Origin of the sequence: Pseudomonas sp. UBA6315, from assembly GCF_002438125.1 — a bacterium.
Taxonomy (GTDB): Bacteria; Pseudomonadota; Gammaproteobacteria; order Pseudomonadales; family Pseudomonadaceae; genus Aquipseudomonas; species Aquipseudomonas faucium.
Map to the genome: position 1 here is coordinate 1 of NZ_DJTF01000211.1, position 11,476 is coordinate 11,476.

General features: G+C 62.7%; 12 protein-coding genes. 4 read left to right on the forward strand and 8 right to left on the reverse strand.

Features of this window, described 5'->3' with window-relative positions:
- On the forward strand, positions 1–320 hold a 320-nt coding region (fabA, locus tag B3E94_RS25120; protein ID WP_286915622.1), incomplete at its 5' end, for a bifunctional 3-hydroxydecanoyl-ACP dehydratase/trans-2-decenoyl-ACP isomerase.
- Positions 321–331: 11 nt separating this feature from the next.
- Positions 332–1,552, forward strand: a complete 1,221-nt coding sequence (gene fabB, locus B3E94_RS25125; RefSeq protein ID WP_176516582.1) for a beta-ketoacyl-ACP synthase I — start codon at positions 332–334, stop codon at positions 1,550–1,552.
- Positions 1,553–1,679: 127 nt separating this feature from the next.
- Here the strand turns inward: fabB and B3E94_RS25130 are convergent, their stop codons facing one another.
- Positions 1,680–2,684, reverse strand: coding sequence for an amidohydrolase family protein (locus tag B3E94_RS25130; protein ID WP_286915623.1), 1,005 nt, complete (start codon positions 2,682–2,684; stop codon positions 1,680–1,682).
- Positions 2,685–2,799: 115 nt separating this feature from the next.
- Between B3E94_RS25130 and B3E94_RS25135 the strand changes: the two genes are divergently transcribed.
- Positions 2,800–3,663: a pirin family protein gene (locus B3E94_RS25135; protein WP_176516587.1), complete on the forward strand. Its 864-nt coding sequence runs from the start codon at positions 2,800–2,802 to the stop codon at positions 3,661–3,663.
- A 90-nt stretch (positions 3,664–3,753) separates the two neighbouring features.
- Here B3E94_RS25135 and B3E94_RS25140 read toward each other — a convergent pair whose 3' ends face one another.
- The 4 genes from B3E94_RS25140 to B3E94_RS25155 form a co-directional block, all read right to left on the reverse strand.
- The gene (locus B3E94_RS25140) at positions 3,754–4,479 is read right to left on the reverse strand and encodes a dienelactone hydrolase family protein (protein ID WP_176516589.1); all 726 of its coding nucleotides are present in this window, start codon (positions 4,477–4,479) and stop codon (positions 3,754–3,756) included.
- 61 nt (positions 4,480–4,540) lie between these two features.
- A complete protein-coding gene (gene htpG, locus B3E94_RS25145; protein WP_176516591.1) occupies positions 4,541–6,445 on the reverse strand; it encodes a molecular chaperone HtpG in 1,905 nt (634 codons plus the stop codon).
- Between the two features lie 70 nt (positions 6,446–6,515).
- A complete protein-coding gene (locus B3E94_RS25150) occupies positions 6,516–6,998 on the reverse strand; it encodes a PaaI family thioesterase (RefSeq protein ID WP_176516594.1) in 483 nt (160 codons plus the stop codon).
- Positions 6,995–7,471 carry a PaaI family thioesterase gene (locus tag B3E94_RS25155; protein ID WP_286915624.1) on the reverse strand — a complete coding sequence of 159 codons (477 nt, stop codon included), beginning with the start codon at positions 7,469–7,471 and terminating at the stop codon, positions 6,995–6,997. Before B3E94_RS25155 ends, B3E94_RS25150 begins: the two co-directional genes overlap by 4 nt.
- 154 nt (positions 7,472–7,625) lie before the next feature.
- Here B3E94_RS25155 and B3E94_RS25160 point away from each other — a divergent pair, with 154 nt between their 5' ends.
- Positions 7,626–7,892 carry a hypothetical protein gene (locus B3E94_RS25160; RefSeq protein ID WP_286915625.1) on the forward strand — a complete coding sequence of 89 codons (267 nt, stop codon included), beginning with the start codon at positions 7,626–7,628 and terminating at the stop codon, positions 7,890–7,892.
- Positions 7,893–7,959: 67 nt separating this feature from the next.
- Here B3E94_RS25160 and B3E94_RS25165 read toward each other — a convergent pair whose 3' ends face one another.
- The 3 genes from B3E94_RS25165 to sucD form a co-directional block, all read right to left on the reverse strand.
- Positions 7,960–8,706 (reverse strand): DUF599 domain-containing protein, encoded by a 747-nt coding sequence (locus B3E94_RS25165; RefSeq protein ID WP_236238087.1) that lies wholly within the window; start codon positions 8,704–8,706, stop codon positions 7,960–7,962.
- Between the two features lie 304 nt (positions 8,707–9,010).
- Positions 9,011–10,324 (reverse strand): branched-chain amino acid transport system II carrier protein, encoded by a 1,314-nt coding sequence (brnQ, locus tag B3E94_RS25170; protein ID WP_176516601.1) that lies wholly within the window; start codon positions 10,322–10,324, stop codon positions 9,011–9,013.
- A gap of 361 nt (positions 10,325–10,685) precedes the next feature.
- Positions 10,686–11,476, reverse strand: a 791-nt coding sequence (sucD, locus tag B3E94_RS25175; protein WP_286915626.1) for a succinate--CoA ligase subunit alpha, incomplete at its 5' end; no start/stop codon positions are given.

Genomic DNA, 11,476 nt, shown 5'->3' on the forward strand with positions numbered 1-11,476 from the left:
TCTTCGCCTGCCACTTCGAAGGCGACCCGGTAATGCCAGGCTGCCTGGGCCTCGATGCCATGTGGCAGCTGGTCGGCTTCTTCCTCGGCTGGCAGGGCCTGCCAGGCCGCGGCCGTGCGCTGGGTTCGGGCGAAGTGAAGTTCTTTGGCCAGGTGTTGCCTACCGCCAAGACCGTCACCTACAACATTCACATCAAGCGCGTCCTGAAGGGCAAGCTGAACATGGCCATCGCCGATGGCTCGGTCAGCGTTGACGGCCGCGAGATCTACACTGCCGAAGGCCTGCGGGTCGGCGTGTTCACCTCCACTGACAATTTCTAAGGGTTATTCGCATGCGCCGCGTCGTTATCACTGGTCTGGGCATCGTTTCGTGCCTGGGCAATGACAAAGCTACCGTCACCGAAAACCTGCGCAACAGCCGTCCGGGTATCCGTTACAACCCGGAATACAAGGAACAGGGGCTGCGTAGCCAGGTTTCCGGCTCCATCGACCTCAACCTCGAAGAACTGATCGACCGCAAGGTCTACCGCTTCGTCGGCCACGCCGCGGCCTACGCCTACCTGGCGATGCAGGACGCGATCAAGGACTCGGGCCTGACCGAAGAGCAGGTTTCCAACCCGCGTACCGGCCTGGTGGCTGGCTCCGGCGGCGCCTCGACCCTGAACCAGATGGAAGCGCTGGACACCCTGCGCGAGAAAGGCGTCAAGCGCGTCGGCCCGTACCGCGTCACCCGCACCATGGGCAGCACCGTGTCGGCGTGCCTGGCCACGCCGTTCAAGATCAAGGGCATCAACTACTCGATCTCGTCGGCCTGCGCCACTTCCGCGCACTGCATCGGCACCGCCCTGGAGCAGATCCAGTGGGGCAAGCAGGACATCGTCTTCGCCGGTGGCGGTGAAGAAGAGCACTGGAGCCAGTCGTTCCTGTTCGATGCCATGGGCGCCCTGTCGACCAAGCGCAACGAAACCCCGGAACTGGCCTCGCGCGCCTACGACGCCGACCGTGATGGCTTCGTCATCGCTGGCGGTGGCGGCATGGTGGTGGTCGAGGAGCTGGAACATGCCCTGGCCCGCGGCGCCAAGATCTACGCCGAAATCGTCGGCTACGGCGCGACTTCCGACGGCTACGACATGGTCGCCCCAAGCGGCGAAGGCGCCATCCGCTGCATGCAGCAGGCGCTGTCCACCGTCGACACCCCGATCGACTACCTGAACACCCACGGCACCTCGACCCCGGTCGGTGACGTTGCCGAAATGAAGGGCGTGCGCGCCGTGTTCGGCGACAAGGCACCGAAGATCAGCTCGACCAAGAGCCTGTCCGGCCACTCGCTGGGCGCCGCTGGCGTGCACGAGGCGATCTACTGCCTGCTGATGATGGAAAACAACTTCATCGCCGGCTCCGCCAACATCGACGAGCTGGACCCGGAGGTCGCCGACCTGCCGATCCTGCGCAAGACCGAAGAAAACGCCAAGATCGATACGGTCATGAGCAACAGCTTCGGCTTCGGCGGCACCAACGCCACCCTGGTGCTCAAGCGCTGGGAAGGCAAGTAAGGCCCTGGCGCTGTAAATGAAAACGCCCCGACTGGTTCGGGGCGTTTTCTTTTGTGCTTGCGCCTTGAGCACAGCGCGGTACAGGTGGGAGCTGGCTTGCCAGCGATGAGGCCAGAAAAGGCAACATCTAACGCTGCCTGGGCAAGACAGCCAGAAAATTATCCCGCGCCACCTTGTTCGCCACCGCCTCGGGCAAGGCATCGAGAAACGGCTCGAAGCCGTGCATCTGCTCGCCCAGGCTGCCAAACCTGCCCACCACATCCGAGCCCAGCATGAACCGCTCGGGGTACTTCACCACCAGATCGACCCACGCCTTGCGCGGCACGCCCTGGTCATCCAGCAGGTAAGGCGCCAGCACACTCCACGACAAGTCGACATACAAGTTCGGGTAATCCTCCAGCAGGCGCGTCAGCACTGGCAGCAGAAAGTCCATGTGCGTCTGGTGCCGGTGAATTTCCACGCTGCTGCCCGCATGCGCCCAGATGAACCGGGTGTGCGGGTGATTGCGCAGCGGCTCTTCGATCTCGGCCAGGTACAGCGGGTTGCGCTCGCGCTTGGAGGTGATGTTGGAATGCACCAGCACCGGCATGTCGTGCTCGGCAGCCAGGTGATAGATGCGCGTCATCGCCTCGTTGTTGGCCCGCGGGGTATCGCCGCTGGTCAGTGCGGTGAGGTCGTCGTGGCGGGTGAAGACTTCGCCGATGCCCTGCCAGAGGCCGGGGTGCAGATCGAGCATGCGCTCGATATGGCTGACCGCGTTCTTGTCCACCGGGTTGAAGCCACTGAGAAACGGGTGAAAGCGTTTGCGCTGCTCAGCCGGCAGCTTCTGCAGGGCTGCCGCCACATAGGTGTCGGTGGCGCTGTACCAGTAGGCATCGGCGTCGTCGCCGGCGTAATAGCGCGGGCGCTTGGGTTCATCCTCGTGCCACTTCTTGGCCACCGGGATGCCCGAGATCATCGAATGCTCGACACCCGCCTCATCCATGGCCTTGAGCAGCGCGGGCATGCCTTCGCTTTCCTGGAAAAAGTCGACGTAGTGCAGGTGGGCGTCACTGTAGCGGTACTCACGCGCCTGCGCCGCCTGGCACAGCCCTGCGAACAACAGCACGCCAGCCAGTGTTTTGGCGATCATGGGCAGCTTCCTTTGGCCGATACAGCAGCATAGACCCGCCACCGCGCACGGCGGTTCAGCTGCGCCCGGCAAACCGCTATGCTTGGGGGCAAATGCCGCCCGCCTGGAGCCCACCATGAGCCGCCCCCTGGTCATCCGCCCACGTGCCGAATCGGTGGAGGGCCAACCGATCCTGCGCCCGCTGCCCTCGGCCCAGTGCCGCAGCGTCGGCCCGTTCGTGTTCTTCGACCATATGCTCGAGACCGATTACGCGCCCGGGCACGGCATGGATATCCGCCAGCACCCGCATATCGGGCTGTCGACCCTGACCTACCTGTTCGAAGGGGCCATCGTGCACAAGGACAGCCTCGGCTCGGAGCAGCGCGTGCTGCCCGGCGATGTGAGCTGGATGACCGCAGGCAGCGGCGTGGCCCACGTCGAGCGCACGCCTGCCGACGCCCTGGCCCACGGCTCGCGCTTGCATGGGCTGCAGGTATGGCTGGCCTCGCCACGCGAGCTTGAACAAGGCACGCCGAGCTACAGCCATCACCCGGCAGCGAGCCTGCCGGTCAGCGATAGCCTGGGGGTGCGCATCCGCATGATCGCCGGCAGCGGGTTTTGCCTGGAATCGCCGGTGCCGGTGCTCTCCCCTACCCTGTACGCGCATGTGCACATGCAACCGGCGACCACCTTGCTGGTGCCTGCCGAACATGCGCAGCGTGCGCTGTATGTGCTCGATGGCGAGCTGATGCTCGATGACGAGGAAGTCGAGGCGTGCAGCCTGGTGGTGCTGCCAGAGGGTGAAGAAGTGGCCTTGTACGCCGAGGGCGAGTGCCAGCTGGTGCTGATCGGCGGCGCAGCACTGGATGGGCCGCGGCGGATGAACTGGAACTTCGTGGCCAGTGACCCGGAGTTGATCGAGCGGGCCAGGGTGAAGTGGGCTGCGGGGGATTGGCCGGTGGTGCCTGGGGAGACTTCGCGGATCGAGTTGCCTCGCTAGGTCAGGGCCGCTTTGCGGCCCATCGCCGGCAAGCCGGCTCCCACATTCGGGGGCAACACTTTATCTGTGGGAGCGGATTTTGCTGCGCCGTCAGCGCTGGAACACTTCGGCCAGCAGGTTGTGCATCGAGCGGAACGCGCGCTCCGAGGTGCGGCGGTCGTATTGCATCTTGCCCGGCACGTTGGCGTTGGGGTCGGTGAACGAATGCACCGCGCCGCCGTAGCTGAGCAACTGCCAATCCACCTTGGCCGCGTTCATCTCCTCCTCGAACGCCGGCAGCTGCTCCTTCGGCACCAGCGGGTCGGCAGCGCCATGCAGCACCAGCACCGAGCCCTTGATGCGCTTGGCGTCTTCCGGGTTCGGGGTATCCAGCGTGCCATGGAACGACACCGCAGCCCTCAGGTCGGCGCCGGTACGGGCCAGCTCCAGGGCGCAGCAACCGCCGAAGCAGAAGCCGAACGTGGCAACCTTGCCCGGCTCCAGCAACGCCTTGGACTGCGCCAGCAGCTGCGACAACGCCTCGTTCATGCGCTTGCGCAGCTCGGCCCGGTCATTTTTCAGCGGCATCATCGCCGCACCGGCCTCATCTGCATTGGACGGGCGCACCGATTGCCCATACAGGTCGGCGATCAGCACCACGTAGCCCTTTTCGGCCACTTCCTTGGCAATGCGCTCGGCGCCTTCGCCAATACCCATCCAGTTCGGCGCCATCACCAGGCCGGGCTTTGGCAGCGCGCCTGGCTCGTAGACCAGGCGGCTTTCATAGGTCTTGCCAGACAGGTGATAGACCAACGATTCGACGATTACCTTGCTCATCAAGCACTCCTTAGCTCACCATGAAAAAAGCCCGCCGAAGCGGGCTTTCCTGTGCATCAACTCAAGCAGACAGCTCGACCAGCAGCTTGTTCAGGCGACGAACGTAAGCCGCCGGGTCCTTCAGGCTGTCGCCGGCCGCCAGGGCCGCCTGGTCGAAGAGAATGTGCGAAAGCTCGGCGAAGCGGTCTTCGCTCTGCTCGTTGTCGAGCTTCTCGATCAGCGGGTGGCTTGGGTTGAATTCGAAGATCGGCTTCGAATCCGGCACCTTCTGCCCACTGGCTTCGAGAATCTGGCGCATCTGCAGGCCCAGGTCCTGTTCGCCGATGGCGAGGATCGCCGGCGAATCGGTCAGCCGGTGGGAAACGCGCACTTCGGCAACGCTGTCACCCAGGGCGCCTTTGAGGCGCTCGACCAGGCCTTCTTTTTCCTTGGCGACTTCTTCCTGGGCCTTCTTGTCTTCCTCGGAGTCCAGCTTGCCCAGGTCCAGGTCGCCACGGGCAACGTCGACGAAGGCCTTGCCATCGAACTCGTTGAGGTAGCTCATCAGCCACTCGTCGATGCGGTCGGTCAGCAGCAGCACTTCGATGCCTTTCTTGCGGAAGACTTCCAGGTGCGGGCTGTTCTTGACCTGCGCGTAGGTTTCGCCGGTGAGGTAGTAGATCTTGTCCTGCCCTTCCTTGGCGCGCGCCAGGTAGTCGGCCAGGGCAACGCTCTGCTCGCCGCTGTCATCGTGGGTGGAGGCGAAACGCAGCAGGCCGGCGATCTTCTCCTTGTTGGCGAAGTCCTCGGCCGGGCCTTCTTTGAGCACCTGGCCAAAGTTCTTCCAGAAGCCCTTGTATTGCTCAGGCTCGTTCTTCGCCAGCTTCTCCAGCATGTCCAGCACGCGCTTGGTCAGCGCGGTCTTCATCGAGTCGATGATCGGGTCTTTCTGCAGGATCTCGCGCGAGACGTTCAGCGACAGGTCGTTGGAGTCGACCACACCCTTGATGAAGCGCAGGTACAGCGGCAGGAACGATTCGGCCTGGTCCATGATGAACACGCGCTGTACATACAGCTTCAGGCCGCGAGGCGCTTCGCGCTGGTACAGGTCGAACGGCGCACGGGCCGGCACGTACAGCAGCGAGCTGTACTCGAGCTTGCCTTCGACCTTGTTGTGGCTCCAGGCCAGCGGGTTCTCGAAGTCATGGCCGATGTGCTTGTAGAACTCCTGGTATTCCTCGTCCTTGATCTCGGTACGCGAACGGGTCCACAGGGCGCTGGCACGGTTGACGGTTTCCCATTCCTCGGCCGGCTGCTCTTCGCCTTCGGCGGCTGCCTGCTCCTTGGGCAGCTGGATCGGCAGGGCAATGTGGTCGGAATACTTCTTGACCACGTTGCGCAGGCGCCAGCCATCGGCGAATTCCTGCTCGTCCTTTTTCAGGTGCAGAACGATGCGGGTGCCGCGCTCAGGCTTGTCGACGGTGGCGACTTCGAACTCGCCCTCGCCCTTGGACGACCAGTGCACGCCTTCGGCGGCGGGTTGGCCGGCGCGGCGGCTGTAGACGTCGACCTTGTCGGCAACGATGAAGGCCGAGTAGAAGCCCACGCCGAACTGGCCGATCAGGTGCGAATCCTTCTTCTGGTCACCGGTGAGGTTCTTCATGAAGTCGGCGGTGCCGGACTTGGCGATGGTGCCCAGGTGCGCGATGACGTCTTCACGGCTCATGCCGATGCCGTTGTCCTCGAGGGTCACGGTGCCGGCGTCCTTGTCGAAGCTCAGGCGGATCTTCAGATCGGCGTCGCCTTCGAACAGCTCTGGCTTGGCCAGGGCTTCGAAACGCAGCTTGTCGGCGGCGTCGGAGGCGTTGGAGATCAGCTCGCGCAGGAAGATCTCCTTGTTCGAGTACAGCGAATGAATCATGAGGTGCAGCAGTTGCTTCACCTCGGTCTGGAAGCCCAGGGTTTCTTTTTGTGTTTCCACACTCATGGTCTTCAAAACTCCGATCTGATGGCAGTTGGCGCCTGGCAGCCGATTCGGCCTGCGTTGACGGCGGATGTCATTCAGATGGGGGCTGACCCGATGATTTCAAGGGCTTTTCCGGTTCGATCTTGAAATGCGCGCGGGCCGTGGCGATCGGCGACTGCCGGTCAGCCTGCCAGGCGGTGATCGCCACGTTGGTCACCCGCCGGCCCTGGCGCCACAGTTGGCACTGGGCGTAGGTGTCGCGGTAGTGGCCGGCGCGCAGATAGTCGATGGAGAAATCGATGATTTTCGGGATGCTGGCGCTTTCGCTGTAGATCAGCAGGTAAAGCGCTGCCGAAAGCTCCATGAAGCCTGCGATCACGCCGCCGTGGATGGCCGGCAGCAAGGGGTTGCCAATGTTGTCCTGGTTGGCCGGCAGGCAGAACAGCAGGTCGTCGCCCTGGCGCTGGCAGGTAATGCCGATCAGCGCGGCGTAGGGTATCAGGGCCAGCAATGGCTGGTAGTCGCCCACGGCGTGGGCCGCATTGAGGCGTTGGCGGACGTCTTCGGGGATCATGCGCCGCCCTCCTTCAGGCTGTTGCCGAAACGAATGCCGCCCTTGATGTCCTGGCCCAGGCGCATGAAGGTGCCGACCACCTGACAGATCGGCTGGTTCGGGTCGTCCTGGTAGGCGGCGCCGCGGGTGAAGATCACATCACGGGTGACCCGGTAGCACTGCGCATGGCCGTAGATGGCCTTGCCCGGCTCGGCCGGGTGCATGTAGTCGATGCGCAGATCCAGGGTCGGGCACACCTCGAAGCGCGGCAGCACGCACAGCGTGGCCATGCCGCAGGTGGTGTCCATCAGCGTGGTCAGCGCGCCGCCATGCACCGCACCGGTCTGCGGGTTGCCGACGATGGCGGGTGACCAGGGCATCATCAAGGTCATGCCTTCGGCGTCCGCCTGTGCCACGCGCATTTGCAATACTTGGCAATGTTTGAGTGCCGACAAGAATCGTTCGGCCATGGCCATCAAGCTGGAATCGCTCATCGGTAGTTTCCCTGGCAACTGCCCGCTCGGCATAAAAGGGATAAAAAGTCTATATAGAACGCGGTGTTATATATCTGTAACCTCTGCGGAACTTATTCCGGAGCAGTGAACTCGAAGGAACAAGTCACTTATCCCACCAAGGAGATACACCCCCATGCGTAAACCTTTTGCTTTTGCTCTGATGCTGGCTGCTACCATGGGCCTGGCTGCTTGCGATAAAGCGAGCGAAGACAAAGCCCAAGACGCACAGCAACACGCCGAGCAAGCCCAGGAAAAGATGGGCGAAGCTCAGGATAAAATGAACGACGCTGCCAAGGAAAACGCCGAAGCCGCCAAAGATCAGGCCGAAGCCGAGCAGAAGGCCGCCGAAGAAGCCGCACCGGCTACTCCGGCGCCGGAAACCGCGCCAGCCAAGCAGTAATCGCGCTGTACAAAAAAACCCGACTTTGTCGGGTTTTTTTGTGCCTATAACTTTCGGGTTAACCGTTTCAGTTAGTGACTGTCGTTTCTTTGCCCAACTCTGCAGGTGCACTTTCCGTTGGCGTGAACACCATCACTTCGAGCACATCGGAGTGGAACTCGCGGCGATACAGAATCAGCACCACGCCCACACTCATGACCATGAACAACCAGGGGCTGATGAACCAGGTCAGCATGGCCATGCCGAAATAGTAGGAACGCAACCCCAAGTTGAACTGGTTGGCCGCCAGCGACAATACCCGGGCCGCTCTTGAGGCAAAGGCCTTGCGCTCCAGTTCATTGACCAGGCGCTCACCAATCATCGGCGCAGAGCCCACCAATACCGCTGCAAAGTTGTACTGGCGCATGCACCAGCTAAAGGTGAAGAAGGCGTAGACGAACACCATTGCCAGGCACAGCAACTTGATCTCCGACATGCCTTGGGAGGCCTGCTGCACCAGAGGCAGGTCGGCCAGCAATGACAGCGCACGGTCCGAGGCGCCCAGCACGGTGAGAATACCGGCCAGGATGATCAGGGTGCTGGAGGCGAAGAACGATGCATTGCGCTCGAGGTTGCCGATCACGCTGGCGTCGGCGATACGGTTGTCGCGCAGCAGCATGCGGCGCATCCAGTCTTCTCGGTACAGATGCAACACGCTGGCCAGGCACGCGGTGTCGCGCCCTTTCCAGATGGCGTAGCGGGTGTAGCCGCCCCAGCAGAGCGCGAACCAGCAGATGGCCAGCAGGTTGTGAAGGTTGCTTTGGATGAAGTTCATGCAGGTTTCCCGAAGGCAAGGTGCACAAAGGATAGGAACCGGGTTTCGACGTCGGCAAGTCGGTAAAGACACACATTCGGCACAAAATGTTCATTGCCCGGCCTGGCCTGATCGCCGGCAAGCCGGCTCCCATGCCACCTCCCCTGCCCTCTGGAGGCTCACTTGTGGGAGCCGGCTTGCCGGCGATGAGGCCCGTACAGGCAAACAAAAACCCCGCATCCTTGCGAATGCGGGGTTTTCTGGTTTCCGCCTGCGGCGCGCACCCTACGGCTTGTGGCCGGTGCCGTCGCCAGGCTTCAACACATCAGGCCAGCGCTTCGCGCGGCTTGCCGAGCATGCGGTCGCAGGCCACGGCAGCCACCAGCGTCACCACCGAAGGCACCAGCCAGGCCAGGCCCTGGTCGCTCAGCGGCAGGTGCGCCATGAAGTCCGGCAGCACATGGGCGATGGTGCTGCCCTTGATCGCATCGACGATGCCGAACACCAGCGACACCAGCATCACCGGCGCCAGGATGCGCGTCGGCGAATTCCACAGCTCCTTCACGAAGCTCAGGCCCACCACCACGATGCAAGGCGGGTAGATGGCGGTCAGCACGGGGATCGAGAACATGATCAGCTTGGTCAGGCCCAGGTTGGAAATCACCAGCGAGAAGCCCGCCAGGATCACCACCAGCGCGCGGTACGACAGCGGCAGAATCTGGCTGAAGTACTCGGCGCAGGCACAGGTCAGGCCCACTGCGGTCACCAGGCAAGCCAGCGCGATCAGCACGGCCAGGAAGCCGCTGCCAAGCGAGCCGAAGGTGTGCTGCACATAAGCGTGCAGTACCGCCGCACCGTTGGTGGCATCGGCCGCGATGTCGTGGCTGCCGGCACCCAGGCGGAACAGGCTGATGTACACCAGCGCCAGGCCCACACCAGCGATCAGGCCGGCGATGATGGCGTAGCGGGTGATCAGCTTGGGCGACTCGACGCCGCGCGAGCGGATGGCATTGACGATGACGATGCCGAACACCAGGGCACCCAGGGTGTCCATGGTCAGGTAGCCATCGGAGAAGCCTTTGGAGAACGCCGCGGCGGCATAGGCCGGCTGCGCTTCACCAATGGTCCCGGCCGGCAGCGCGAAGGCCGCGATGCCAAGTACCGCCAGGGCGATGATCTTCAGCGGCGCGAGGAAGCGGCCCACGGTATCGAGCAGCTTGCCCGGATACATGGACACGGCCAGCACCACGAGGAAGTACACCAGGCTGTAGATGAACAGGGCCAGCGGGCTTTCGCCAGTCAGCGGCGCCACGCCCACCTCGAACGACACGGTCGCGGTACGCGGGGTCGCGAACAGCGGGCCGACCGAGAGGTAGCACACGGCCGCCAGCAGGCCGCCGAAGAACTTGCCGATCGGGCTGCTCAGGGCATCCATGCCGCCACCGACCTTGGCCAGGGCGACCACGGTGATGACCGGCAGGCCTACCGCAGTCACCAGGAAGCCTAGTGCGGCCATCCACACGTGCGGGCCAGACTGCAGGCCGACGATAGGCGGGAAGATGATGTTGCCGGCGCCCACGAAAAGCGCAAACGTCATAAAGCCAAGCGCCAGGATATCCTGGCCTTTTAAAACTTTCATTTAGGGTAGTACCACACTGCTGAAATCGGGATTCGAGAAGGGATTTCCCTATGGATGAGGGAAATGCTGCCCGGCTTGATAGGCCAGACCCGTTTAGCGTGTCGTTCCCTTTTGGGGTACGGGCACAGAGTGAACGCGTAGATTAACCGTTTTACCCGGTAAACGCACTGCAACGCTGACGCTTGTCCGATGTGCGTACATGTTTGTCGTCTGTGTGACCGTGGACAGTAGGAATTATCCTCGGATTGACACATTCGTCTGCTTCAAATTTCCTATCAAACCCATCGAAAAATCCTAGTGACAGAAACGACAAAGGCCACCCGAAGGTGGCCTTTGTGCGCGTGGGGGTATTACGTGTTACTTACTTCTTGGCTTCCCAGCCAGTCAGCTCGGCCAGGGCCTTGCCGATGTCAGCCAGGGAACGCACGGTTTTCACACCAGCGTCCTGCAGGGCGGCGAACTTCTCGTCCGCAGTGCCCTTGCCGCCGGAGATGATGGCGCCAGCGTGGCCCATGCGCTTGCCCGCAGGTGCGGTAACACCGGCGATGTAGGAAACGACTGGCTTGGTCACGTGGGCCTTGATGTAGGCCGCGGCTTCTTCTTCAGCCGAACCGCCGATCTCGCCGATCATGACGATCGCCTCGGTCTTCGGGTCTTCCTGGAACAGCTTCAGGATGTCGATGAAGTTGGAGCCCGGGATCGGGTCACCGCCGATGCCGACGCAGGTCGACTGGCCGAAGCCGGCGTCGGTGGTCTGCTTCACAGCTTCGTAGGTCAGGGTGCCGGAACGCGAAACGATACCGACCTTGCCTGGCAGGTGGATGTGGCCTGGCATGATGCCGATCTTGCACTCGCCCGGGGTGATGACACCTGGGCAGTTAGGGCCGATCAGGGTAACGCCCAGCTCGTCGCACTTGACCTTGGCGTCCAGCATGTCCAGGGTCGGGATGCCTTCGGTGATGCAGACGATCAGCTTGATGCCGCCGAATGCCGCTTCCAGGATCGAGTCCTTGCAGAACGGAGCCGGAACGTAGATGACCGAAGCGTCAGCGCCGGTAGCTTCCACGGCTTCCTTGACGGTGTTGAACACCGGCAGGCCCAGGTGGGTGGTGCCACCCTTGCCTGGGGTGACGCCGCCGACCATCTTGGTGC

Bases quoted from the DNA above. Each gene is read 5' to 3' on its own strand.
- fabB (WP_176516582.1), top strand. From the start codon at position 332: ATGCGCCGCGTCGTTATCACTGGTCTGGGCATCGTTTCGTGCCTGGGC.
- B3E94_RS25130 (WP_286915623.1), bottom strand. From the start codon at position 2,684: ATGATCGCCAAAACACTGGCTGGCGTGCTGTTGTTCGCAGGGCTGTGC.
- B3E94_RS25135 (WP_176516587.1), top strand. From the start codon at position 2,800: ATGAGCCGCCCCCTGGTCATCCGCCCACGTGCCGAATCGGTGGAGGGC.
- B3E94_RS25140 (WP_176516589.1), bottom strand. From the start codon at position 4,479: ATGAGCAAGGTAATCGTCGAATCGTTGGTCTATCACCTGTCTGGCAAG.
- htpG (WP_176516591.1), bottom strand. From the start codon at position 6,445: ATGAGTGTGGAAACACAAAAAGAAACCCTGGGCTTCCAGACCGAGGTG.
- B3E94_RS25150 (WP_176516594.1), bottom strand. From the start codon at position 6,998: ATGATCCCCGAAGACGTCCGCCAACGCCTCAATGCGGCCCACGCCGTG.
- B3E94_RS25155 (WP_286915624.1), bottom strand. From the start codon at position 7,471: ATGAGCGATTCCAGCTTGATGGCCATGGCCGAACGATTCTTGTCGGCA.
- B3E94_RS25160 (WP_286915625.1), top strand. From the start codon at position 7,626: ATGCGTAAACCTTTTGCTTTTGCTCTGATGCTGGCTGCTACCATGGGC.
- B3E94_RS25165 (WP_236238087.1), bottom strand. From the start codon at position 8,706: ATGAACTTCATCCAAAGCAACCTTCACAACCTGCTGGCCATCTGCTGG.
- brnQ (WP_176516601.1), bottom strand. From the start codon at position 10,324: ATGAAAGTTTTAAAAGGCCAGGATATCCTGGCGCTTGGCTTTATGACG.